The sequence below is a fragment of the Candidatus Pantoea edessiphila genome, assembly GCF_002933355.1.
GTDB lineage: Bacteria > Pseudomonadota > Gammaproteobacteria > Enterobacterales > Enterobacteriaceae > Pantoea_C > Pantoea_C edessiphila.
In genome coordinates, this window is sequence record NZ_PDKU01000004.1 from 60355 (window position 1) to 86736 (window position 26382).

General features: G+C 26.4%; 18 protein-coding genes, 1 rRNA gene and 1 pseudogene. 8 read left to right on the top strand and 12 right to left on the bottom strand.

Annotation, left to right across the window (positions count from 1 at the left end):
• The first annotated feature begins 365 nt into the window (after positions 1-365).
• The gene (locus CRV10_RS03055) at positions 366-824 is read left to right on the top strand and encodes a 5-formyltetrahydrofolate cyclo-ligase (RefSeq protein ID WP_338419098.1); all 459 of its coding nucleotides are present in this window, start codon (positions 366-368) and stop codon (positions 822-824) included.
• A gap of 14 nt (positions 825-838) precedes the next feature.
• Here CRV10_RS03055 and serA read toward each other — a convergent pair whose 3' ends face one another.
• The 7 genes from serA to tkt all read right to left on the bottom strand — a co-directional run bounded on the left by serA (position 839) and on the right by tkt (position 9510).
• Positions 839-2065 carry a phosphoglycerate dehydrogenase gene (gene serA, locus CRV10_RS03060; RefSeq protein ID WP_136130354.1) on the bottom strand — a complete coding sequence of 409 codons (1227 nt, stop codon included), beginning with the start codon at positions 2063-2065 and terminating at the stop codon, positions 839-841.
• 65 nt (positions 2066-2130) lie between these two features.
• Positions 2131-2790, bottom strand: coding sequence for a ribose-5-phosphate isomerase RpiA (gene rpiA / locus CRV10_RS03065; protein WP_136130355.1), 660 nt, complete (start codon positions 2788-2790; stop codon positions 2131-2133).
• A gap of 199 nt (positions 2791-2989) precedes the next feature.
• On the bottom strand, positions 2990-3817 hold the full coding sequence (gene mscS / locus CRV10_RS03070) for a small-conductance mechanosensitive channel MscS (RefSeq protein WP_136130356.1): 828 nt from the start codon (positions 3815-3817) through the stop codon (positions 2990-2992).
• A gap of 86 nt (positions 3818-3903) precedes the next feature.
• Positions 3904-4983, bottom strand: a complete 1080-nt coding sequence (gene fbaA, locus CRV10_RS03075; protein ID WP_136130357.1) for a class II fructose-bisphosphate aldolase — start codon at positions 4981-4983, stop codon at positions 3904-3906.
• 66 nt (positions 4984-5049) lie between these two features.
• Positions 5050-6219 carry a phosphoglycerate kinase gene (locus tag CRV10_RS03080; protein ID WP_136130358.1) on the bottom strand — a complete coding sequence of 390 codons (1170 nt, stop codon included), beginning with the start codon at positions 6217-6219 and terminating at the stop codon, positions 5050-5052.
• A 48-nt stretch (positions 6220-6267) separates the two neighbouring features.
• Positions 6268-7287, bottom strand: a complete 1020-nt coding sequence (epd, locus tag CRV10_RS03085; protein WP_136130359.1) for an erythrose-4-phosphate dehydrogenase — start codon at positions 7285-7287, stop codon at positions 6268-6270.
• A 222-nt stretch (positions 7288-7509) separates the two neighbouring features.
• Positions 7510-9510, bottom strand: coding sequence for a transketolase (gene tkt / locus CRV10_RS03090; protein ID WP_136130360.1), 2001 nt, complete (start codon positions 9508-9510; stop codon positions 7510-7512).
• 796 nt (positions 9511-10306) lie between these two features.
• Between tkt and metK the strand changes: the two genes are divergently transcribed.
• Together metK and pitA are read left to right on the top strand one after the other, a co-directional pair.
• Positions 10307-11455 (top strand): methionine adenosyltransferase, encoded by a 1149-nt coding sequence (metK, locus tag CRV10_RS03095; protein ID WP_136130361.1) that lies wholly within the window; start codon positions 10307-10309, stop codon positions 11453-11455.
• 341 nt (positions 11456-11796) lie between these two features.
• Positions 11797-13302: an inorganic phosphate transporter PitA gene (gene pitA / locus CRV10_RS03100; RefSeq protein ID WP_136130362.1), complete on the top strand. Its 1506-nt coding sequence runs from the start codon at positions 11797-11799 to the stop codon at positions 13300-13302.
• Positions 13303-13361: 59 nt separating this feature from the next.
• On the opposite strand, the gene prlC is transcribed toward pitA, so the two are convergent.
• Complete coding sequence (gene prlC / locus CRV10_RS03105) at positions 13362-15398, bottom strand: oligopeptidase A (protein ID WP_136130363.1); 2037 nt, start codon at positions 15396-15398, stop codon at positions 13362-13364.
• A gap of 333 nt (positions 15399-15731) precedes the next feature.
• Between prlC and gmk the strand changes: the two genes are divergently transcribed.
• The 3 genes from gmk to recG all read left to right on the top strand — a co-directional run bounded on the left by gmk (position 15732) and on the right by recG (position 19155).
• Positions 15732-16358 carry a guanylate kinase gene (gene gmk / locus CRV10_RS03110; RefSeq protein ID WP_136130364.1) on the top strand — a complete coding sequence of 209 codons (627 nt, stop codon included), beginning with the start codon at positions 15732-15734 and terminating at the stop codon, positions 16356-16358.
• 61 nt (positions 16359-16419) lie between these two features.
• On the top strand, positions 16420-16647 hold the full coding sequence (rpoZ, locus tag CRV10_RS03115; protein WP_136130365.1) for a DNA-directed RNA polymerase subunit omega: 228 nt from the start codon (positions 16420-16422) through the stop codon (positions 16645-16647).
• Positions 16648-17082: 435 nt separating this feature from the next.
• On the top strand, positions 17083-19155 hold the full coding sequence (gene recG / locus CRV10_RS03120; protein WP_136130366.1) for an ATP-dependent DNA helicase RecG: 2073 nt from the start codon (positions 17083-17085) through the stop codon (positions 19153-19155).
• Between the two features lie 98 nt (positions 19156-19253).
• Here the strand turns inward: recG and typA are convergent, their stop codons facing one another.
• The gene (gene typA, locus CRV10_RS03125; RefSeq protein ID WP_136130367.1) at positions 19254-21068 is read right to left on the bottom strand and encodes a translational GTPase TypA; all 1815 of its coding nucleotides are present in this window, start codon (positions 21066-21068) and stop codon (positions 19254-19256) included.
• Between the two features lie 469 nt (positions 21069-21537).
• On the opposite strand from typA, the gene yihA reads away from it, so the two are divergent.
• The gene (gene yihA / locus CRV10_RS03130) at positions 21538-22140 is read left to right on the top strand and encodes a ribosome biogenesis GTP-binding protein YihA/YsxC (RefSeq protein WP_136130368.1); all 603 of its coding nucleotides are present in this window, start codon (positions 21538-21540) and stop codon (positions 22138-22140) included.
• Positions 22141-22152: 12 nt separating this feature from the next.
• Here yihA and polA read toward each other — a convergent pair.
• Positions 22153-24854, bottom strand: a pseudogene (gene polA, locus CRV10_RS03135) (DNA polymerase I).
• Complete coding sequence (locus tag CRV10_RS03140) at positions 24854-25462, bottom strand: DsbA family protein (protein WP_136130369.1); 609 nt, start codon at positions 25460-25462, stop codon at positions 24854-24856. Before CRV10_RS03140 ends, polA begins: the two are co-directional and overlap by 1 nt.
• 111 nt (positions 25463-25573) lie before the next feature.
• Here CRV10_RS03140 and mobA point away from each other — a divergent pair, with 111 nt between their 5' ends.
• Positions 25574-26167: a molybdenum cofactor guanylyltransferase MobA gene (gene mobA / locus CRV10_RS03145; protein WP_136130370.1), complete on the top strand. Its 594-nt coding sequence runs from the start codon at positions 25574-25576 to the stop codon at positions 26165-26167.
• Positions 26168-26197: 30 nt separating this feature from the next.
• On the opposite strand, the gene rrf is transcribed toward mobA, so the two are convergent.
• A 5S ribosomal RNA gene (gene rrf, locus CRV10_RS03150) occupies positions 26198-26313 on the bottom strand.
• Positions 26314-26382 lie beyond the last annotated feature (69 nt).

The following is a 26382-nucleotide window of genomic DNA, read 5'->3' on the forward strand; positions in this document are numbered from 1 at the left end:
TTTTAAAAATTATATAATTCGAAATCATTATATATGAATGGTATATTAATCAATAAACACATAAACTTTTTATGTAAAATCAATTATATTGAATAAATCAAACTTATAAGTAAAAATATTTTTTATATTGAATAAATCAAACTTATAAGTAAAAATATTTTTGTTATTATAGATTTCTATATTAATTACATGTTATAATAGCAGTTTTAATTTTATGTCGTTATGAATATTAATATGCTTATAAAAAAATTATCAGAACGAAATAGCATTAGAAATAAAATGCGATATTTGAGACGTTCAATTTCAGAACAACAAAAAAAAAATTAGCAAATCAATTAACCGAACGTTTGATTGATTATTGTTCATTGATAAAATCAAAAAATATTGCTTCTTTTTTATCAATAGATGGTGAAATAGATACCAGTTCTGCAATTAAACATTTTTGGCAACAAAAAAACAATGTTTTTTTACCAGTAATAAATCCTATGATATCAGGAGGTCTTTTTTTTATAAAATATAATTCAAAAACTAATTTGATTTTAAATAAATTTAATATTTTAGAACCTAAATTAGCTCAGTATAAACCAATAGAACTTAATCAAATAGACGTAATGTTGGTACCATTAGTAGCATTTGATCTTAATGGACAACGTTTAGGTTTAGGTGGTGGTTTTTATGATCGCATATTAAAAAATTGGAAAAATAATTCCTTTTTACCTATTGGATTAGCACATGATTTTCAATTAGTAAATTCATTACCAATTTTACATTGGGATATACCACTACCTGTAGTAATTACTCCATCAAAAATATGGGAATGGTAAAAAATATAACATGATTAATGTAACAGACGAGTTCTGATAGTTCCTGGAATAGATTGTAATGATTTTAACACTCTATCTAATACCTCTTTATTTAAATTTACATCTATTACTACATAACCTATATATGCTGAAGTTTGTAAATATTGTGATGATATATTAATATCATCATCTGCGAAAATTTGATTTATAGCTGTCATAATACCTGGTCGATTTTCATGTATATGAATAAAACGACTACTATTATGTTTATGTATAGGTAGAGATACTTCTGGAATATTGACTGCTGATATTGTAGAACCATTATCGCAATATTTAATTAATTTACTACTAACTTCTACACCAATATTCTCTTGTGCTTCTACTGTTGAACCTCCAATATGAGGAGTAAGAAGTACATTATCAAATTGATTTAACGATGATATAAAAGAAGTATTATTAACACTATGTTCATTAGGAAATACATCAATAGCAGCACCACCTATTTTTTCGTGTTTTAATACATCATACAATGCTGAAAGATTAACTACATTGCCGCGGGCTGTATTAATTAATATAGATTTTGGTTTCATATGCAAAAGTTCTTTTGTACCAATCATGTTATTAGTTGATTCGTTTTCAGGTACATGCAAACTTACTACATCACTAATTTTAAGTAATTCATACATGTTATCAATTTGTATTGCATTACCTAAAGATAGTTTTTTATCTATATCATAAAAAAAAACATGCATACCTAAACTTTCAGCTAATATACCTAATTGCATACCAATATGGCCATAACCTATTATACCAATATTTTTACCACGTGCTTCAAAGCAATTCTTTGTGATTTTATTCCATATTTTACAATGCATTTCTACATTAGCTTTAGGCACTCCACGTAACATAACTAACATTTCACCAATTACTAGTTCTGCTACAGATCTAGTATTAGAAAACGGTGCATTAAAAACAGGAATACCTCTAATTGTTGCATTATGTAAATCAACTTGATTAGTGCCTATGCAAAAACAACCAATAGCTAACAATTGTTTTGCTATAGAAAAAATATCTTTTGTAATTTGAGATTTAGAACGAATACCAATAAAATGTGCGTTTCTTAAAGATATTTTTAATTGCTTATTACAATGCAATGCATCACTATAAAATTCAATATTGGAATATCCTGCAGCATTTAAATTATTTATTGCACTTTTATGTATATCTTCTAACAATAAAAATTTAATGTTATTTTTTTCCATATGTTTCTATACCGTTTATAAAAATTATAATTTTATAATAGATTATATTAAGCATAACAAATATACTATGTTATAATAGTTTCAACACCATTATCATTACTAATCAATACTATATCTGCTTTACGAGATGCAAAAATTCCAACAGTAACTACACCTGGTATACAATTAATGCTTCTTTCTAATGAAACAGGATCTGAAATTATTAAATTGTGTACATCTAAAATAATATTTCCATTTTCGGTCACAATTTTATGACGATATCTTGGATTTCCCCCAATTTTTTCTAATTCACGTATCACAAAATTACGAGCCATAGGAATTACTTCAATAGGCAAAGGAAATTTTCCTAATGTACTTACTTTTTTAGAACTATCTATAATGCATATAAATTTATCAGCGGCTGATGCTATAATTTTTTCCTGTGTCAAAGCTGCACCTCCACCTTTAATCATACATCTAGCAGAATCAATTTCATCTGCGCTATCAATATAAAATGGTAAACTATTGATATCATTTAGATCTATAATATTCATTCCAAATTTTTTTAGTTTGTGTGTTGATTTTGCTGAACTAGAAACAACACCTTTGATTCTATGTTTGATAGAACTAAGTGCTTCTATGAAATAATCAACAGTTGATCCAGTGCCTATACCGACAATAATATTAGGTTTTATAAAATCAATAGCTGCCCAACCAACAGCTTCTTTTAATTTATTCTGATTCATAATACATTTAAACTTCCAATAAATAACAAAAATTATTCATAAATAAAAACTAGCAGTATTAGCTCTTATACACATTTATTACTTTGAGTATTTTAATCAAATATCCTAGAAATATCTTAAAAATCACTGTTGATAATTTTTATTTAGATAGATTTAGATGAAATTTTCATATACACTGCATGCAAAATATTAAAGCATATTATTTAATATGTTTCGAAAAAGGAATACTAAATTTTTTAGCATCGAGTACAACCTTAAAATTTTTTAATAAATCCCAGTAAACATTTTGTAAATCATGAGTTTTACACCAACATCTAACTATAAAATTAAGATATGACGTATTTATTTCATGTAGTCCAATTTGAATTTCTTTATCTTTTAACACACGTTCATCTAATTCAATTACTCCTCTTAATAATGTAATTACTTCATCTATATTTGATTCGTATGCTACACTAATAATAAATTCGTTACATCTAGCATGTTCTCTTGAAAAATTAGTAATTACACTGCTAATAATCTTACTATTAGGTAAAATTATTATTTTACCGTCTGAACTTTTTAACGTAGTAGAAAAAACTTGAATATTTATAACAGTACCTGTTACACCTGCTATATCAACAAATTCCCCAGAACGAAATGGATAAAATATTATTAACAGAACCCCAGCTGCTAAATTAGATAAAGAACCCTGTAAAGATAACCCTATAGCTAAGCTAGCTGCACCCAATACAGTTATTATTGATGTAGCCTGTATACCAATACGGCTTAACGCAGCACTAACAACACAGGCAACAATACTATATTTTATTAATCCAGCAAGGAAATCTGCAATAGTAAGATCAATTCGACGTATTAATAATATATGTCTAATTGCATTAGATAATATACGAGAAATTAATGTACCAATTATAATAATAATTATAGCTGACATTACATTAACAATATGTATGAAAATAACTGTTTGGTTATTCGAAATCCAATTGTTTATATCGTTAATCTTACTAAGCAAATATGAATTTATCATGTTTAAATTCTTTCTATATAAAATCATTACTGTTTTAGTAACGATGTTAATAATATTAAATAAAATAATAGGTTTTTGGAATTTATTTATAATTTATTAACGGAATTTAATATCTTACAATAGTTTTCCAAACAAGATTCTAAAGATAACTGAGCATAACGAAGCCAGGATCTTGGATCATAGTATTTTTTATTGGGTAAATCGACCCCTTGTGGATTACCTAGTTGATTTTGTAAATAATTTATATTATTTTTATAATATTGGAAAATTCCATTCCATGTAGCCCATTGAGCATCTGTATCTATATTCATCTTGACTACACCATAATCAATAGCTTCTTTGATTTCTTGATTAGAAGATCCAGAACCACCGTGAAAAACAAAATCTATTATATTCTTAGGTAAATTATATAATTTAGAAATCAAATTTTGAGAATCATGTAATATCATTGGAATTAATTTGATATTCCCTTTTTTATAAACGCCATGAACATTGCCAAATGATGCTGCGATAGTGAATTTATCGCTAATTATGCTTAATTTATCATATGCATAACGTACATTTTCAGGACTAGTATAGAGTTCAGATAAACTAATATTAGTATTATCAATACCATCTTCTTCACCACCAGTACAACCTAATTCAATTTCTAAAATCATATTAATTTGTGATGTTTTAACTAAATAATGACTACAAATATCAATATTCTTTTTCAATGTTTGGTCTGATAAATCAATCATATGAGAAGAAAATAACGGTTTTCCAGTTTTATGATAATAATTTTTGCCTGCTTCTAGTAAGCCATCTATCCAAGGTAGTGATTTTTCTGTACAATGATCAGTATGTAAAATAACAGGAATTCCATATTTTTCTGCTATAAAATGTACGTAGTGGGCACCTGCAATAGAACCAAAAATTGCTGTGTCTTGTGATGTTTTAGATTTTAATCCATTACCGCAAAAAAATGCTGCACCTTTATTAGAAAACTGAATAATTACAGGAGATTGAACTCTAGAAGCTACTTCTAAAACAGCATTAATAGAATCAGTATTGATACAATTAACAGCTGGTAATGCAAATTTATTTTTTTTGGCTATTTTAAAAATTTTTTTTGCATCATCACCATTGACAACACCCGGATTAATAAAGTCTAAAATCTTAGGCATATGTATATTCCAGAATTATATTTGTTATAGGAAAATTATATAAAGAAATATGGAAATGTTATTCATTCATAAGGAAATTATTTTGTGTTTTTTCAAAATAGATATAATCGGTAATGTTTTACCCTCAATAAACTTAAGAAAAGCACCACCTCCAGTTGAAATATAAGATATACTATCCTTAATACCAAATAATTCAATAGCAGCTAAAGTATCACCGCCACCTGCTATAGAAAACGCACTACTATTAGCAATAGTTTTAGCAATCATTTCAGTTCCTTTACGGAATTTTGAAAGTTCAAATACTCCTATTGGACCATTCCATAAAATGGTTTTAGATTTTTTCAATAATGCAATTAAAGATGCTATTGTTTCATCACCAAAATCCATGATCATTTCATTACATAAAACATTTGTAATTTTTTTTGTAGTTACTAAAGTTTTTTCAGAGTATTCTGTTCCTACACGTAAATCAATTGGAATTTGAATGTTATATTTACTAAGTAGTATTTTAGCTGAATCAATAAATTTTGGTTCATATAATGATTTACCAACTTGGTTATTGATTGCTAAAAAAGTATTTGCTATTCCTCCTCCTACAATTACAGCATCTGAAATTTTAGATATAGAGTATAGTAAATTAAGTTTAGTAGAAATCTTTGATCCACCTAAAATTGCAACTAAGGGACGCTTCGGATCTTTCATTACCTTATTTAAAACTTTTATCTCATTGTAGAATAATGGACCAATACAAGAAACTTTAGCAAATTTAGCTAATCCGCAAGTAGAAGCATGAGATCGATGTGCAACTCCAAATGCATCCATCACGAAAACATCACATAAAGAAGCATATTTTTTAGCAAGAAGTTCATTATTTTTTTCTTCTCCTTTATTAAATCTAACATTTTCTAAAACTGCTACTTCACCAACATTTACTTGAATGCCATCTAAATAATTTTGTATCAAAAAAACATTTTTATTCAATAATTTATTTTGTAAATATTTAACTATTGGTAATAAAGAAAATTTATTATCAAATTTTCCTTCAGATGGACGACCAAAATGAGACATAATTATAACTTTTGCATTTTTTTTTAAAGCCATTTCAATGGTAGGTAATGAGGCTTTAAGACGCATGTCTGATATTATTTTTCCTGCACTCATGGGTACATTAAAATCAACTCTTATTAGAACACGTTGATTATTAAGATCTAATTCATTTATTTTTATCATAAATATAACAAGTCCTGATATTAATTAACTTTTAATAACTTCAGAATATCTAATTTAATCAAAACCAATAATAGCCATATGTAATGCTGTATCTATCATTCGATTCGAAAATCCCCATTCGTTATCACACCAAAGAAAATTTTTAATTAGATAACCGCCAACAACCCTAGTTTGGGTACTATCTACAATAACGCTATGTGCATTATGATTAAAATCTACTGAAACTAATGGTAAATCATTATATTCAATGATACCACGGAGTGTTTTTTTTGCAGCTTTTCTTAGTATTTTATTTACTTCTATCAAATTAGTTGATTTATTAACTACAACATTCAAGTCAATTGCTGTAACATTAATTGTTGGTACACGCACAGATATTGCTTGAAAACAATTCTTAAATTTAGGAAAAATTCTAGCAATACCTTCTGCTAATAAGGTGCTAATTGGTATAACAGATTGGCTAGAACATCTCGCTCTACGTAAATCATCATGGTAAGTATCAATTACTTGCTGATCGTACATAGATGAATGAATTGTAGTTATTGTTCCAAATTTAATATCAAATGAATCATCTAATAATTTTATAATAGGAACAACACAATTAGTAGTACATGATGCATTAGAAATAATACGATGTTTTGATGTAATGATATTTTCATTTATTCCAAATATTATAGTTGCATCAAGATTATCGCTTCCAGGATGACTGAATAAAACCTTTTTAGCACCTGATTTTAAATGAGATTCACCATCTTCACGTGAACCATAAACTCCAGTACAGTCTAATACAATATCTACATCCAATTTATACCAAGGAATTTTACTAATTGAATTATAATGAAATATTTGTATAGAATCTTTATTAATCCACATTGTATCTTTTTCTTGATAAATTTCAAAAGGAAATATACCATGAGTAGTATCATACTTCAATAAATGAGCTATTCCAATAGAATTGGCTAGTTCATTAATAGCTACTATCTTAATTTGATGATCACGACCAGTTTCATATAAAGCTCGTAATACATTTCTTCCAATACGACCAAAACCATTGATTGCTATTTTAAAAATCATATTTCTTTATACCAATAACAATTTACAATATAGATTATAATTTTATTACTTTATTTTTATAGATGTTTAATCAAATTATTTAAATAAATTGAGTGTATCAACTGTTTGATTTTTTCTAATTATTAGAGCTTATTATTAATTGAATAGAAACTATATTATTATTAATTAATTTAAACTTGTAATTTTATATTGTGTTTTATAAAAATATAACAAACAAGTATATTATTTAAGCATCAGCTTATTAGCTGTTGATACAATTTTATCAACGGTAAAACCAAATAATTCAAATAATTTATCAGTTGGTCCGGACATACCAAAAGTATCTATACCTATAACTTCACCTTCTATGCCTACATACTTGAACCAAAAATTAGTAATTCCTGCTTCAATGGCAATTCTAGTTTTTATTTTTTTTGGAAGAACTGATTCACGATAACATTTTGTTTGTTTATCAAAAATATCAGTAGAAGGCATAGATACTACACGAGCTTTAAAACCAATATTAATTAATGCATCATAAGCTGCTACAGCTAATTGTACTTCCGAACCAGTAGCAATTAAGATTAAATCTAGTTTTTGTGTATTGCAATTTTTTAATATGTAACCACCACGTTCTATATCTTTTAGTTGGTCAATATTTCGTTGTTGTTGAATTAAATTTTGACGAGATAGTATTAAAATACTTGGACCATGTTTTCTCTCTATAGCATATTTCCATGCTATTGCAGATTCAACTTGATCACATGGACGCCATAAATTTATATTAGGTATGGTACGCAAATTAGAAATTTGTTCAACTGGCTGATGAGTTGGTCCATCTTCTCCCAAACCTATGGAATCATGTGTATATATCATAATGTGACGAATTTTCATTAATGATGCCATACGTATAGCATTACGTGTATATTCACTAAACATAAGAAAGGTAGAAGTATAAGGTATAAAACCACCATGTAATGCAATACCATTAGCAATAGCAGTCATTCCAAATTCTCTTACACCATAATGAATATAATTACCTTCTTGATTTTTATTTATTGGATTAGATCCGGACCACATAGTGAGGTTGCTAGGTGTTAAGTCTGCTGAACCCCCAATTAATTCCGGAACTATATTTCCAAATATTTCAATAGTATTTTGTGAAGCTTTTCTACTAGCGATATCTAAAGGATTGCTTTGTAAATTGTTTATAAAATTCTTTGTGATAATATTCCAGTTTTTTGGAATACCACTATCTAAACGACGACTAAATTCTGTAGCTAATTTTGGATATTTTTTTGAATAAGCAATAAATTTTTCATTCCACTGTTTTTCTTGATCTTGACCTTTTTGTTTTGCATCCCAAGCATCATATATTTTTGTAGGAATTATGAATGGTGGGTATTTCCAGTTTAAAAATTTGCGAGTTAATGTAACTTCATTTTCACCTAAAGGTGAACCATGACAGTTATTTGTACCACCTTTATTTGGAGAACCAAAACCAATAATAGTTTTACATATTAATATTGAAGGTTTGTCATTAATAGTCTTTGCTTGTTCTATTGCCTCTATTATTTCTTGCGGATTATGTCCATCAATTTCGTTTATTACATGCCAATCATAGGATTCGAAACGTTTAGCGGTATTATCTGTAAACCAATGTTTAGTATTACCGTCAATAGAAATACCATTGTTATCATAAAATACTATTAACTTACCTAGTTTTAGAGTTCCTGCTAAAGAACATACTTCATGAGAAATACCTTCCATCATACAACCATCACCTACAAAAACATAAGTATTATGGTTTACAATATCAAAGTAAGAACGGTTAAATTGTGCGGCTAAAGTTCTTTCTGCAATAGCAAAACCTACTGCATTTGCAAGTCCTTGACCTAAAGGACCTGTTGTTGTTTCGATGCCTACTGTATGACCATATTCAGGATGACCTGGAGTTTTAGAATTTAACTGTCGAAAATTTTTTAACTCGCTTATTGGAAGTTTATATCCAGTAAGATGTAAGAGACTATAAATTAACATTGAACCATGGCCGTTTGATAATATAAATCTATCACGATCAAACCAAAGTGGATTACCTGGATTATGTTTTAAATACTTTCTCCACAGTACTTCAGCAATATCAGCCATGCCCATAGGAGTTCCGGGATGGCCGGAGTTAGCTTTTTGTATTGCGTCTATACTGAGTATTCTAACAGCATTAGCGAGTTCTTTATGAGTTAGCATTTGATACTCCAAATTCTAATTAAAATTAATGATTAACATTATATTATTTATATATCTTTAACACTATATAAAGTAGTTGTATTGTTTTTAGATTGATATAAATCACTGTTATTAAGATTAATCACTGTTATTAAGATTAATAATAATAATTTAAAACAATATTATAACTAAAATCATTAATTATCATGATTGATAAGATTATTTTGCTAACTAATGATATCGCTATAATTGATTACATGTTATTTCTATCTATAATATTTTAGTTGAGAAACAATTAATATATTAATTACTACGTTATGTTTATTTTAATAATTTATATTTATTTGATAGATTTTGACAGTATTATAATATTTAAAGAAATTAACAATTAAAAATATTATTATGTTTTTTCAGTTAATATTTATTTTGTAATTTATTTAAATGAATAAAAATTAAATCAATATATAATTATATTGAAAAACAAATATATTGATTTATTAATATGGTAAACCACTGATATATGATATAATAAATTCCGATATATTTATATTATTGATCTTGAAAACTAATAAATTTTTATTTTTTAAGTTTAAAAAATCAATATATTTGCTTATTTCTCTTAATTTTAAAAATATCAAAATAAAATTATTTGAATTTTAATATAAATATAAAAATGAACTAAATAGAATATTAATTAGTTTCAAAGTAATGTGTTTTTTATGGAATGCATTTTAATTAATAATTTTTAAAATTTAAATTCTATCTGAAAAATATATTGTTAAATACAAAACTATTTTATAAGGCATATAAAAACATAATGGCTATAACCCTATTTACATCTGAGTCTGTATCAGAAGGTCATCCTGATAAAATTGCTGATCAAATTTCTGATGCTGTTCTTGATGCAATTCTTGAGCAAGATAATAAAGCTCATGTAGCATGTGAAACTTACGTTAAAACTGGTATGGTTTTAGTTGGAGGAGAAATTTCTGCTAATGCTTGTATTGATATAGAAGATATTATACGTAATACAGTTCGTGAAATTGGATATACTCATTCAGATATGGGTTTTGATGCTAATTCTTGTGCAATTTTAAATGCTCTTGGAAAACAATCTCAAGACATTAATAAAGGAATTAATCGTATAAATCCAACAGATCAAGGTGCAGGCGACCAAGGTTTAATGTTTGGTTACGCTACAAATGAAACTAATGTTCTTATGCCAGCACCAATAACTTATGCACATCTTTTAGTTCAACGTCAAGCTGAATTAAGAAAAAATGGTACAATACGGTGGCTTCTTCCGGACGCAAAAAGCCAAATTACATTTCAATATGAAAACAATAAAATTATTGGAATTGATACTGTTGTATTATCAACTCAACATGAAGAAGATATCAGTCAATTACATTTACAAGAAGCAGTAATGGAAAATATTATTAAACCTATTTTACCGAAAAAATGGTTAAATAAGTATACTAAATATTATATTAATCCAACTGGAAGATTCGTGATTGGTGGTCCTATGGGTGATTGTGGTTTAACTGGTCGTAAAATTATTGTTGATACTTATGGTGGTATGGCTAGACATGGTGGTGGAGCTTTTTCAGGTAAAGATCCTTCAAAAGTTGACCGATCAGCAGCTTATGCTGCACGCTATATTGCTAAAAATATAGTAGCTGCTGATCTTGCAGATCGCTGTGAAATTCAATTATCCTATACTATAGGAATTGCTGATCCTACTTCTATTATGATAAATACATTTGGTACTGAAAAAGTTTCAATAAAACATTTAAATTTAATTATAAGTAAGTTATTTAAATTACGACCTTATGGAATTATACAAATGTTAAATCTATTACAACCGATTTATAAAAAGACAGCATCCTATGGTCATTTTGGTCGTGAAATTTTTCCATGGGAAAAAACTGATAAAGTAAAACAACTGAGAGATGAATTCTATTAAATAAAACAATATTATGTATAATTAATAAAAATAATAAAACTTAATTTTGGGTATATTACAACTTATTTAAGTGATAGACACTTTAAGTTTATTATTTTAAGTATATAAATAAAATAATTAAAAATCATTTAATATTACTTGTCATAAAATTAACATTACGATTTATGAGCAAAACTTAAATACTTGTATTAATGAATTAGTTTTTATATTTAATCCACTATATTCAAAATAATTATAACTCATCATTAAATTAATTTAAATATTTTCTTTTTCTAGATGGGAGAACATTATTACGAATAATATAATACTATTCATGTTTTCTAAAAAATGGCGTAAAAATTATGTTGCATCTATTTGCTGGTATAGATATAAATACTGGATTACTATTGATCATAGCTCTAATATTTGTATTGTTTTACGAAGCAATAAATGGTTTTCATGATACAGCCAATGCAGTTGTAACAGTGATATACACACGCACTATGCATGCTCAACTTGCTGTAATTATGTCTGGCATTTTTAATTTTTTTGGTGTGCTTTTAGGAGGATTAAGTGTAGCATATACTATAGTTCATTTGCTTCCTACAGATTTATTACTCAATGTTGGATCATCTCATGGGCTTGTTATGATATTTTCTATGCTATTAACAGCAATCATTTGGAATCTCAGCACATGGTATTTAGGATTACCTACCTCCAGTTCTCATACTTTAATTAGTACTATTATCGGTATCGCTTTAACTAATACAATACTAACTGATACTTCATTATTTAATGTATTAAATATTTCTAAAATTATAAATGTTTTTAGTTCATTAATAATGTCACCAATAATCGGTTTGGTAATTTCAGGTGGATTGATTTTTGTTTTACGTCATTATTGTAGTAAAAATAAAAAACAAGCACGTATTCATATGACTCCATCTAATCGTAAACAATTAGATGGTAAGAAAAAACCTCCATTTTGGACTAGAGTTATCCTCATATTATCAGCTATGGGTGTGAGTTATTCACATGGTTCTAATGATGGTCAAAAGGGCATTGGTTTAATTATGCTAATATTAATTAGTGTTGTACCTTCAGGATTTGTAGTAAATATCAATTCTTCTAATTATGAAATCACACGTACTCATGATGCTATTACTAATCTAGAAAAATATTATAAACAACATAAAAAATATTTAGATAAGATAAATCAATTGAATAACGATAATATTTCAAATCAAATTAAGACATCTTCTGTAGACATTAAAAGAATGCATTGTAATTCAATTAATGAATTTAAGACAATACAGAATACAAAGATGTTATTAAATAATTTACAAAACTACAATAAGATCTCTGTTAATAAAAAAATCAAAATTCGTTATTCACTATTGTGCATGGCTGATACTATTGATAAAGTAGTGAAATTATCAGATATAACTATAAATGATAAGAATTTACTTAACAAATTAAAAAAAGATTTGTTATGTACTATAGAATATGCACCAATTTGGATTATAGTAACAGTAGCTTTAGCTATTGGCACTGGTACAATGATTGGTTGGCGTCGTGTAGCTGCTACTATAGGAAATAAGATAGGTAAAAAAGGAATGACATATGCTCAAGCTATGTCTGCACAAATAACAGCTGCTATTTCAATTGGTATTGCAAGTTATACTGGAATGCCAGTCTCTACTACACATATATTATCTTCTTCAGTAGCAGGTGCTATGTTAGCAGATGGTCGAGGATTGCATTGGCGTACTATTAAAAATATTATTATGGCTTGGATATTAACTATTCCAACATGCATTTTGATGTCTGGTTTACTTTATTGGATTATATTAAGAGTATTAGTCTAATACAATTAAGGCATGTTTAAATATAAACATGCCTTAATCACGTTAAATGATAACTATTTTTAGATTCCATATTGTTTTAAAAAAGCATCAGTATTTGGTTCTCTACCACGGAACTTTTTAAACATGTTTATAAAATCCTCTGAACCACCAAGCATTAATATATTTTTTAAAAAAGATTGACCCGTGTCTTTATTAAAAATACCATCTTCTTTAAAACGAGCATAAGCATCTGCAGCCATAACACCAGCCCATAAATAACTATAGTATCCTGATGCATAACAACCACCAAAAATATGATTGAATGAATGTGGAAATCTATCGTCGTCTAAATACGGAAAAATAGAAACATTACTCCTTATTGATTTTAATATTTCTAATACATTATTATTTTTTTCAGGATGAAATTTATAATGTATATTTAAATCAAATAAACTAAATTCTATTTGACGTAAAATAAATAAACTTATTTGATAATTTTTTGCATCTAACATACTCTTTAAAATATTATTAGGTAATTGCTCCCCTGTTTTATAGTGTTCAGAAATTAATAAAAGCACATCTGGTTCCCAACACCAGTTTTCCATAAATTGGCTAGGAAATTCAATACTATCCAATGGTACTCCATTAATACCTGAGATCTCTGGAATTTCTATTGATGTTAAAATATGATGCAAACAATGACCAAATTCATGAAATAAAATAATCACTTCATTATGAGTAAATAATGCTGGTTTATTTTGCTTTGGAGAATTAAAATTACATACAATATAGGCTACAGGATTTTGCAAATTACCATCTTTTTTAAGCATTTTATTAATACAACTATCCATCCAAGCACCACTGCGTTTATTTTTACGTGCATAAAGATCAGTATAAAAACTACCTACCATATGTCCTTTTTCATTAAATACATCAAATAGATTTACATCTGGATGATATAAATTTACATTTTTACGTTCAAGAATATGAACTCCATATATTATATTTATTAATTTAAATAAACCAGATAGAACGCGTTGTTTTGGAAAATAAGAACGTAATTGTTCATCGTTAAATGTATAAATATGTTCTTTTTGTTTTTGACTATAATAAGCAAAATCCCATGGATTTAATACATTGATGTTATAATGTTTTTTAGAAAATAGTTTTAATTGTGATAACTCTTCACTAGCTGTATTTTTTACTTTTTTTAATAAATCCTCTAGAAAATAAATTATTTTTAATGGATTTCTAACCATTCTGTTAATCAAAGATTTGTTAGCAAATGATTTGAATCCTAATAAATTTGCCAGTTCGAATCTAAGTGATAATTGTTCATTAATAATATTCGTATTATCCCATTTATATGGGACAGGTCCTTTATCAGAAGCTCGAGTTGAATATGCTAAGTACATGTCTTTTCGTAATAAATCATTATTACAATATGTTATTATTGAAGAATATATTGGAAAATCTAAAGTTAACGTCCAATGTTCTTTTGCTTCATTTTCCGATGTATTATTAACAGATACTAATATATTTTCAGGTACTCCAGATAATTCTTTTTTATTGGTAATCAATTTCTTCCAACCCATACTAGCATCTAATAAATTATTACTGAAAATTATTTCTAACTCTGATAGACGATTAACTATTAAGAGGTAACGTTCTTGCTTGTTTTGTTTTAATTTGATTCCTGATAATTTAAAATTAAGTAATATATTTTGTAAGTATTTTTTTTGAGCATTATTTAATAACATATAATTATTTGTTTTTCTTAAGCTTACATATAATTGATATAATTTTTTATTTTGTCCTAGACAAGTATTATACTGTGTGATTAACAAACAAGCTTCTTTATAAATTTTACGTAATTCCGGAGTATTGATTACTGAATTTAAATGACTAATTATCGAGAATACTCTATTAAGAAGATCCTGGGATTCATTTATAGGTTGTATTATATTATTCCATTCACATGAATTTTTTTGAGATAATACTTTTTCTACTGTTAGTTCACAATCTTTCAAAATTTCAATAATAGCAGGTATAATCTGTTCAAACTGAATTTTTGAAAAAGGTGGTAATATAAAAGAAGTCAGTAATGGGTTATGCATGGTGAGATATTCCTTAGGTTTTGAACAAATTTCTTTCATTTTTTATAAATGATATAAATCATAAATACAAAAAATAATTATTTCAGTTAAATAGATTATGTCATTATAAAATGATAAAATATTTACTAAATTATGAATTTTAGAAAATCTTTATAATATTATGGACAATAATGGATTATTTGTAATAATATTATTTATTTGTTATCAATATTAATTATCAGTTTTGATTCAATAATATTACTTAGTAATTTTAACAATGTACTATAAAAATCTATATTACAAGATTATTATAATATTAATAAAAAATATATTTTGATAAAAAATAATAACAGCATGTTTCAAGGTATTTTATATATTGTGTCTGCTCCCAGTGGCACTGGTAAATCTAGTTTAATTCAAGCTTTATTGAAAACTCTGACTTTATATTCTATTAAAGTATCTATATCTTATACCACTCGTAGTATACGTCCGGGTGAAGTTCATGGACAGCACTATTATTTCATTAAAAAATATCAATTTAAAAAAATGATCGATAAAGATGATTTTCTTGAATATGCAAAAGTATTTAAACATTATTATGGAACTTCCTGTAGAAAAGTACATCAAGTTCTTAGTAAAGGTTTTGATATATTACTTGATATTGATTGGCAAGGAGCTAAACAAATTCGTGACAAAATATCTAACACAAAAAGTATATTTATATTGCCACCATCAAAAACTGAGTTAAATAAGCGGTTACGTAGCCGCGGTCAAGATAGTGAAAATGTAATTAAATTTAGAATGGAACAGGCAATAGAAGAAATGAATCATTATAAAGAATATGATTATCTAATCATAAACGATGATTTTAATGTAGCATTAAATGATTTAAAAACAATTATTTATGCAGAATATTTGAATATGTCACGTCAAAAGATGAGATATAAAAGTTTAATTAATAATCTGTTAACAATTGATTAAAATATTTCATATAATGTTAATAATTATAACTATAACATTAATAGCATGAGTTAATAATAAAATGGCACGAATAACAGTTCAAAAAGCAGTAGAAAAAATTGGAAATAGATTTGATTTAGTGTTAGTGGCTGCACGTAGAGCTCGTCAAATGCAAACAGGGGGAAAAGAACCATTACTACCAACAGAAAACGATAAACCTACTGTAATTGCATTACGTGAAATTGAAAATAATTTAATTACTAAACAAATTTTAAATGTTTATGATAATGATCTCAATGAAGAAAACTAAATATAAAATTGAAATAATGTTACCCTTACAAAAGCTAAATTATTTAGTCTTATTATAAAATTATTATGCGAAATAATTTAACTTATTAATTAAGTTAAGATAAAATAAAAACGAACTAAATGGTATAGCAAAAAATGAAATTTATTTTAAAATCTTTTATAAAAGTTATTATACTAAAAATATAATTACATTAAATAAAATGATTAAATAAAAATCTATTCTAGAAATATAACTATCAACTGTATTTGTCATAATTTATCATTATAAAAATTAGTAAAAGCTAGCAATATTACTAATCCTATAAATTTTGAATCTTAAGAGTTTTGATTATATTTTCTATATAGAAAATATGTTTTTACTGAATAAGTATTATCAATATTTTAATACAACAAATCATTATTTATTTATAAAATTTATTTAAAATATTAATAAAAAATGAAAGAAAATTATTTTGGTAATCAATCAATATGTACTTTAAATAAAATTACTAACTTTCAAATAAAAAAGTTATCTAAAATAGGTTTACAAACTGTTCAAGATTTATTATTGCATTTTCCTATAAGATATGAAGATCGTACGAAAATTTACTCTATTAATAATGTAGTAACTGGTACTTGGGCTACGGTTATAGGAAAAATCATAAAAACCAAAATAACTTCTAACTGTCGTCGAATTATGTTATGTCAAATTACAGATGGAACTGGAATTTTAACACTAAAATTTTTTAATTTTAGTGTTAAAGTAAAAAATATTTTTAAGCCAGGTCGATATATTGTATCTTATGGAGAAATTAAGCCTAGTATATATGGAGGGATTGAAATGGTACATCCAGAATATCAGGCTCATAAGACCAATAACAACATATCAATCAAAAAAACATTAACTCCTATATACTCCACTACGGAAGGTATTAATCAATTATTATTGCGTAATTTAATAAATCAAGCATTAAATATGCTAAGTAATTGTGAAATTAATGAATCCATTCCTAAAACATTAAATAAGAATTTAATGAGTTTTCCAGAAGCTTTAAATACTATACATCGTCCTCCTATAAATTTTCTAAACAATAAATTGAATTTAGCTCACCATAGATTAATTTTTGAAGAACTATTAGCTCACAATCTAAAAATACTAAAGGCACGTGATACAATCAATAGTTATACAGCGGAACCAATACCTAAAAACCATAAATTAATTAACATATTATTATCCAAATTACCTTTTTCTTTAACAAACTCTCAAAAAATAGCATTACATGAAATAGAACAAGATCTTTCGCAAGAATACCCAATGACACGTTTATTACAAGGTGATGTTGGTTCTGGTAAAACTTTGGTAGCAGCTTTATCAGCTCTTAATGTCATAACTCAGGGTAAACAGGTAGCTTTCATGGTTCCAACTGAATTACTCGCAGAACAACATGCAGAAAACTTACGTCAATGGTTTTCACCATTAGGTATTGAAATTGGTTGGTTGGTTGGAAAACAAAAATTTAAAGATCGTAAATTACAACTAGAGAGGATTACTAATGGAAAAATAGAGATAGTAGTTGGCACACATACCTTATTTCAAGAACAAATACAATTTAACAAACTAGCATTAATAATCATAGATGAACAACACCGTTTTGGTGTTCATCAACGTTTATCTTTATGGAAAAAAGGAAAAGAAAATAATTTTCGGCCTCATCAATTAATAATGACAGCTACTCCTATTCCACGTACTTTAGCAATGATTGCTTATGCTAATCTTAATATTTCTATCATTAATGAAATACCTCCTGGTCGTAGTCCAGTGTTAACTGTAGTAGTTCCAGATATTCGTCGCAATAAAATTATTACACGTGTCAACGATATTTGCTTGAAAGAACATCGTCAAGTTTATTGGGTATGTCCTATAATTGAAAAATCAGAATTATTAGAAGCTCAAGCAGCAGAAGTTAATTGGAATTTGTTAAATAAACTCTTGCCAAATATAAAAATTGGTTTAATTCATGGTAGAATGAAACTATCGGAAAAACAGTCAACCATGAATGCTTTTAAAAATAATAAATTGCAATTATTAGTTACTACTACTGTAATAGAAGTTGGTGTTGATGTTCCTAATGCCAGTTTAATGATTATTGAAAATGCTGAACGTTTAGGTTTAGCACAACTTCATCAACTGCGAGGTCGTGTAGGAAGAGGGACCGTATTATCATATTGTATTTTGCTATATAAACCACCACTTAATAAAATTGCTAAACAAAGATTGGAAGCAATTCGAAATATTAATGATGGATTTAAGATTGCACAGTTAGATTTAGAAATTAGAGGACCTGGAGAATTACTTGGTACAAGACAAACTGGTACTATTGAATTTAAGATAGTAAATCTTTTACGCGATCAATTTATGATATCCGAAGTACAACATACAGCACGTTATATACATAAATACTATCCTGAATCATCTATCAATATAATTGAACGTTGGCAATTAAAAAAAATTATTGATACAAATGTTTAAAATTAGTCTTTTTATAACTTTTGTAAAGTTAAAACATTTATAAATAATTAATATTTAGAATGAATATAATAAACAAATTCACTATCATTACTTAGTTATTAGTTACTACGCATAGCTTTTTTACGTGCATTTTCTGTCAAATATCTTTTTCTAATACGAATTGATTTAGGGGTTATTTCAACTAACTCGTCATCATTAATAAATTCAAGAGCTTGCTCTAGTGTCATTTGTAATGGAGGAACAAGGTTTATAGTTTCGTCGGTTCCAGCAGCACGCATATTAGTTAATTTTTTACCAGATAAGCAATTAACAGTTAAATCATTAGAACGATTATGAATACCAACTATTTGTCCTTCATATACTTCTATACCCTGGTTGACAAACAAATGACCTCGATCTTGAAGATTATACAAAGCAAAAGCAACAGTCTTACCTTGTCGATTAGAAATTAACACACCATTTTTACGTTTTCCTACATCACTTGAACATAAGTTATCGTAATGACTAAATGTTGAATACATATTACCACTACCAGAAGTAATCTTAATGAATTTATTACGAAATCCAATTAAACCACGACTAGGGATCAAATAATCGAGTCTTATACGACCTTTTCCATCTGTATCCATGTTTTTAAGAGTGCCTTTACGTTCTCCCATTTCTTGTATTATTAATCCTTGATGTAATTCTTCAATATCTAATATTAGTTCTTCAAATGGTTCTTGTTTATGACCATTTATATCACGAAAAATTACTTTTGGACGAGATACAGCAAATTCAAAACCTTCACGACGCATATTTTCTATTAAAATTGATAAATGCAATTCTCCCCGACCTGATACACAAAAAACATCAGAATTATCAGTTTCTTTAACACGTAGAGATATATTATATATAACTTCTTTTTTTAAACGTTCGAAAATTTTGCGAGAAGTTAAATGTTTACCTTCTCGACCACAGAAGGGTGATGTATTAACATTAAAAAACATAGTGACTGTAGGTTCATCAACATTTAAATCTGGAAGGGCATTTATGTTTTTTGGATCACAAATAGTATCAGAAATTTTTAAGTCATTTAAACCGGTAATTGCTACTATGTCTCCAGCTTCAGCTTCATCAATATTAATGTGTTTTAATCCAAGATAACCTAACACTTTATTAATTTTACCATGAATGATTTTGCCATTACAATTAGTTATAACAATATTTTGATTTGGCTTAATAGTACCGTGTTTTAATCGTCCCATACCTATCAAGCCAAGATAATTATCGTTGTTTAATTGAGAAATTTGCATTTGTAATGGAGCATCAATTTTTCCTCTTGGTGGAGGTATATTGTCAATTATACTTTGATATAAAGGACTCATATCTTTAGCCATGTTATTATAATCTAAACCTGCAGTACCATATAAAGCAGAGGCATATATAATTGGAAAATCTAGTTGTTCATCACTAGCATCTAGATTAACAAACATGTCAAATATTTTATTAACAACCCAATCTGGACGAGCACCATTACGATCAATTTTATTAACAACTACTATAATTTTTAAATTATTAGCTAATGATTTTTTAGTTACGAAACGTGTTTGAGGCATAGGGCCATCTATAGAATCAACAACTAGTAAAACTGCATCTACCATTGATAAAATTCTCTCGACTTCACCTCCAAAATCAGCATGTCCTGGAGTATCAATGATATTAATACGGTAATCATTCCATTTAATAGCAGTATTTTTTGATATAATAGTAATCCCTCGTTCTTTCTCTAAATCGTTTGAATCCATGATTCGATCAATGTCTGCATAATTAGAATCACATAGACTAGATTGTTGAAGTAATTTATCAACTAGCGTAGTCTTCCCATGATCTACATGAGCAACAATTGCTATGTTACGTAAATTATGAAGCACAATTCTACCTCGTTAATTAGTAAATTATTAATACATTTTAACAGTGATCTACCTTTTTAATAAAAAAATTCTTAAATTGAGAAAAAATTTATAATTAATATTATTAAAATTATCTATTATGAAGATAAATTGTATCTGTTTTATTTAACTGATTATATAATAAAATCAATAAAATTCATCGTTAAAATAATTATTTTTATATAAATCATTAATAAACATTATATTTAATGTGCTAAGATATTAACCTTTAATATGAATTAAAATATTACTCCTAAATCCATTATTAATGATACAATTAATGATGGATATTTAATATAAATTTTTAATGTATTTTAATCTTTTATCTTAATATTTTTTATTATTTAAAAATTAAAAATATTTGATTTTAATTACTAGATAAATGCATCAAAAATAAGTAAAATATTATTTCTAGCAGGATGTCTACTAATTTATTTTGGACTATATAATTTTGCCTAAATTTAATTATCAAAACACAAGTTTTATAATGAGCGTACCTAATGTAAATTACTTACCCATTAATAATGGCATTGAAGTAGCTTTTATAGGTCGTTCTAATGCTGGAAAATCTAGTTTGTTAAATAAATTAACTAATCAAAAGAATTTAGCACGTAAAAGTAAAAAACCAGGTTGTACAAAATTAATTAATTTATTTAAAGTAGTAGAAAATAAGTATTTAGTAGATTTACCAGGATATGGTTATGCTAAAATATCAAGATGTAATAGAATTAATTTGCAACATGTGCTCTTAGAATACATAAGAAAAAAGAACAATTTAATAGGATTAGTGTTATTGTTAGATATTAAGTATACATTAAATAATTTTGATAAAAGGATCATTAAATTAGCAAGAGATAAAAATATTTCTCTTCTTATCTTATTAACTAAAGCTGATAAATTTAATTGTTATGCACAAAACATAAAACTAAATATAATTAGAGAGACTTTAACAAATTTTATAGAGAATGTTCAAGTGGAAATTATTTCTTCTTTTAAGAATATAGGTGTTGATAATGTATACCAAAAGCTAAATATATGGTTTCAAAATTTTTAAAATATTATAAATTTAATTCCAATGTGTTCCTATATTAATTTTTACTAAAAGTTTAGGATTTAATTTAGTGCTATTTTCCATTAACAACTTAATTTTTTGAGTATAATGTTCAACATAATCTTCATGAATTTCAAAAACAAGTTCATCATGTACCTGCATTATTGTTTTAATTTTATTATTATATTTTTGCTCTAATATATCTTCTATAGCAATCATGGCTTTTTTTATAATATCAGCTGCTGTTCCTTGTACCTGTAGATTAACGGATAAGCGTTTTATGTTTTTAAAACATTTATTAGATTTAATGTTACATAAATATAATCTACGACCTTCCAATGTTGTAATATATCCCTTATCAATTGCTGATTGATAAACATGCTTACTATAAATTAGTACGCTAGGATAGCGATCATAAAACATATCTATATATTTTTTTGCTTTCCTAATACTGATATTTAATTGATATGATAAACCAAATGGGCTTATTCCATAGATCACACTAAAATTAATTATTTTTGCAATGCGGCGTTGTTGGCTGGTAATTTTATTCATTGACAAGCCAAAAAATTCCGCAGCAGTTATAGAATGTACATCCTCATGCTTATTAAACGATTCTAATAAATTTTTATCTTGTGATAAATATGCAATAATACGTAGTTCAATTTGTGAATAATCAGCAGAAACAATTTTATTAAATTTTGTAGCAATAAATGATTTACGGATAAAAAAACCTTGATTATTGTCAACTGGAATATTTTGGAGATTAGGAAGTATAGATGATAACCTTCCAGTTAAAGTTGAGCATTGTTGATAAGAAGTATGAATGCGCCCACTGATATGATTTACCATATGTGGTAATTTATCAGTATATGTGGATTTAATTTTTAATAAACTTCTATATTTCAAAATGATCTTTAATAATGGCTGATTGGATTCAAATTTAGATAAAACTTCATTTCTTGTAGAGATTTTACCACCTAATGTTTTTCTAGTTAATTCGATATTCTTGATATTAAATAAAATTTCTCTAATTTGTTTAGGAGAAGAAAGATTAAAAGAACATCCTGTTATTTTATGAGCTTGCAATTCTAAATCAATTAAGATGTTGCTTATTTTTTCAGATTGTTTGTTCAAGTATGTTCGGTTAATAAGAACGCCATTTCGTTCAATACGTGAAAGAATTTTTGCAATAGGTATATCTATTTTTTCAAATATTCTTTTTAATTCTGATTTTTTTTGTAATTGATTCCATATTTTCAAGTGTAACATTAATATGATGTTTATATGTTCACATGAATAGGAACTAGCTATTTCTAATGAAATTTTATTAAAATAATATTTATTCTTTATTTTATCAGAAATATTTTTATAGTAACTAATATCATAATCTAACCAAAAATTAACAAGCTTAATAAAATCATATTTACCTGATAAATTATTAAGAACATAAGATTCTAAATTAATATCGAAAATTCTATTTACCTCTATATTATAGTTTTTTAATACTGATATTTGATATTTTAAGTTTTTACATATCTTGTATATAGTAACATCTTCAAATATCGGTTTAAGTCTTGTTAAAACTAAATTAGTATCAAGCTGTTTTGGTGAATTTTTGTAATCATGAGCTAATGGCAAATATGCTGTAACACAAGGTGCAATAGCAAAACTAATTCCTATAATATTAACAGAAATGATATGCAAAGAATCGGTTTCTAAATGAAAAGCAAAAATATTGTTCTCCTTGATTCTTGTAATCCAGAAATCTAATATAGTTTCATTAAGAACCAAATTGTATGTTTTCATAAATTTATATCTTGTAATTGTATTTGATAATAAGTTTGTTTCTACCATTTTAGACAGTCAATAAAACTTTTAAATTCATAACGATAAAATAATTTTTTTAGTTTTACGATATCCATTTTATTAATTAGCAACTCTTCATAATCTAAATTAATTAAGATATCTTTTTTAATTGTTGCCAATCGGTAAGATAATAAAACTGCTTCATGGTGTTTTTTTAATTGAATAGCAATTTGTTTTGCACCTCTTATTGGAAGATAAGATATTTTGTTCAAATCAGAATATATAGTTTTTATACTCCCTATTTCTTTTAATAAAAAAATTGCTGTTTTTTTTCCAATTTTAGGTATACCAGGAATATTATCTGAGTAATCACCCATTATTGCTAATAAATCTACAATTAATTTAGGTGATACACCATATTTTTTTTCTATATCATTAGGACCAAGAATTTTTTTAGTATGATTATCAATCAAATTAACATTTGATGTAACTAACTGAGCCATATCTTTATCATTACTACTAATTAAGATTGAAACGCCTGATTGACTAATATTATGTGCTAAAGTTCCAATAACATCATCTGCTTCAAAACCATTTACAATTATTATTTTTAAACCCATTGCTATTAAAATTTCATATAATGGTTTAATTTGTAATAGTAAATTGTTAGGCATAGGCAATCGATTATATTTATATTTTTCAAATAATTCATGTCTAAAAGTTTTCGGTGAACTATCAAATACTACAGCAAGATGACTTGGTTTATATGTTTTTATTAAGCTTTGCAATATATTTATAAAACCAAAAATTGCACCAGTTGGTTCTCCTTTCGTATTCATGAGTAATGGAAAAACATAATATGCTCTATAAAGGGCAGATAATCCATCAATTAGAATTAAATTGTTCATTACTTTTTAATCAGAAAACTAATTATATCAAAATAGTTATTAGTATTATTTTGTGAATGTATGTCTAAGTCTAAATCACTTATATTAATCATGTATTTACCATTTATAAATACAGCTGGTACATTAGTTACATTGAAATCTATGACTGCCTGTTTTTGTTTAATGACTAAAACTTTTACCGAAAAACTATCCCATAATTTTTGAAATTTTTCAGAGGAAATACGTAATAATTTTATAAAAATATTTTTTATCTCTTTATTTGTTATTTGATTATTTTTTTGTATTGCACTGAAAATTGGCTTTATTACCTTATTTTCAATACCTAAAGCTATAGCAACAGCCCATGCATGAGTTAAATCAATATTATCATTTAGTAGAAAATCAACATTATACTTCACTAACTTAATATGATTCGGTATTTGATAATTACTTAAATTATTTTCGAATTCATAACAATGTTGACAAGAAAATGAAAAGAACTCTAATACTTGAGGTTGATTGACAATAGGCTTTTGTAAGCAAATATAATCTTTACCATCTATGAATGTAGTAGCAAATACATTAAAATTTATAATTACTCCAATTAATATAATACAAAATTTTTTCATATTGACCCCATGTTTTATATTTCATTATTGAATACTTGATGTAAGTATAAAAACAATTTAAATTATATAATTTAATTTCAATTAAAAAATAGATTGGTTATAAACAATAACATGAACAAATTAACAGGAATAATTTTAGCTGGTGGAGAAAGTTTACGCATGGGTGGTTATGATAAGGGTTTAATATTACTGCATCAAAAACCACTATATCAGCATGTATTAAAAAGATTAAAACCTCAAGTAGATTATATTTTAATTAGTGCTAATCGCAATATCGATCGTTATAAATCAAGTGGTTACAAAGTTATAAAAGATTCATATAAAGATATTTTAGGTCCTTTAAATGGGATATTAAGTTCATTAAAACGCATAAAAAGCGATTGGGCGGTATTTTGTCCTTGCGATACTCCCAATATACCATTAAATTATGTAAAAAAATTATTCAATGAAAAAAACCACTCACCTATAGTATGGATCCAGTCTTCAAAAAGGGATCATCCTACTATGTCATTAATACATAAAAGTATATTGCAATCATACAAAAAAAACACAAAAAATCATAATTATATTTTCAAGTATGATTTAATCAGTTTTTTTAAAAAAAATAATGGATATCCTATATTATTTAATAATAATGAAACATCGTTTTATAACATTAATACTCCGCTAGATTTAAAGAATTATAATTCAACAAAAGCAATCTAAGAGATTTTAGATTAGCATACAAAAATTAATGCCTGGCAGTTTCCTACTCTCACATGGAGAAACTCCACACTACCATTGGCACCACGATATTTCACTTCTGAGTTCGGCATGGTTTCAGGTGGTACTATCGCGTTATAGCCGCCAGGCAAAAATAAACTTATAATTTTAAAAATTAAATTTATAACAAGCTAAAGTTTTATATATTCTCAATATTT

Coding starts and splice junctions, on each gene's coding strand:
- serA (WP_136130354.1), bottom strand. CDS start 2,065: ATGGAAAAAAATAACATTAAATTTTTATTGTTAGAAGATATACATAAA.
- rpiA (WP_136130355.1), bottom strand. CDS start 2,790: ATGAATCAGAATAAATTAAAAGAAGCTGTTGGTTGGGCAGCTATTGAT.
- mscS (WP_136130356.1), bottom strand. CDS start 3,817: ATGATAAATTCATATTTGCTTAGTAAGATTAACGATATAAACAATTGG.
- fbaA (WP_136130357.1), bottom strand. CDS start 4,983: ATGCCTAAGATTTTAGACTTTATTAATCCGGGTGTTGTCAATGGTGAT.
- epd (WP_136130359.1), bottom strand. CDS start 7,287: ATGATTTTTAAAATAGCAATCAATGGTTTTGGTCGTATTGGAAGAAAT.
- tkt (WP_136130360.1), bottom strand. CDS start 9,510: ATGCTAACTCATAAAGAACTCGCTAATGCTGTTAGAATACTCAGTATA.
- metK (WP_136130361.1), top strand. CDS start 10,307: ATGGCTATAACCCTATTTACATCTGAGTCTGTATCAGAAGGTCATCCT.
- pitA (WP_136130362.1), top strand. CDS start 11,797: ATGTTGCATCTATTTGCTGGTATAGATATAAATACTGGATTACTATTG.
- prlC (WP_136130363.1), bottom strand. CDS start 15,398: ATGCATAACCCATTACTGACTTCTTTTATATTACCACCTTTTTCAAAA.
- gmk (WP_136130364.1), top strand. CDS start 15,732: ATGTTTCAAGGTATTTTATATATTGTGTCTGCTCCCAGTGGCACTGGT.
- rpoZ (WP_136130365.1), top strand. CDS start 16,420: ATGGCACGAATAACAGTTCAAAAAGCAGTAGAAAAAATTGGAAATAGA.
- recG (WP_136130366.1), top strand. CDS start 17,083: ATGAAAGAAAATTATTTTGGTAATCAATCAATATGTACTTTAAATAAA.
- CRV10_RS03140 (WP_136130369.1), bottom strand. CDS start 25,462: ATGAAAAAATTTTGTATTATATTAATTGGAGTAATTATAAATTTTAAT.
- mobA (WP_136130370.1), top strand. CDS start 25,574: ATGAACAAATTAACAGGAATAATTTTAGCTGGTGGAGAAAGTTTACGC.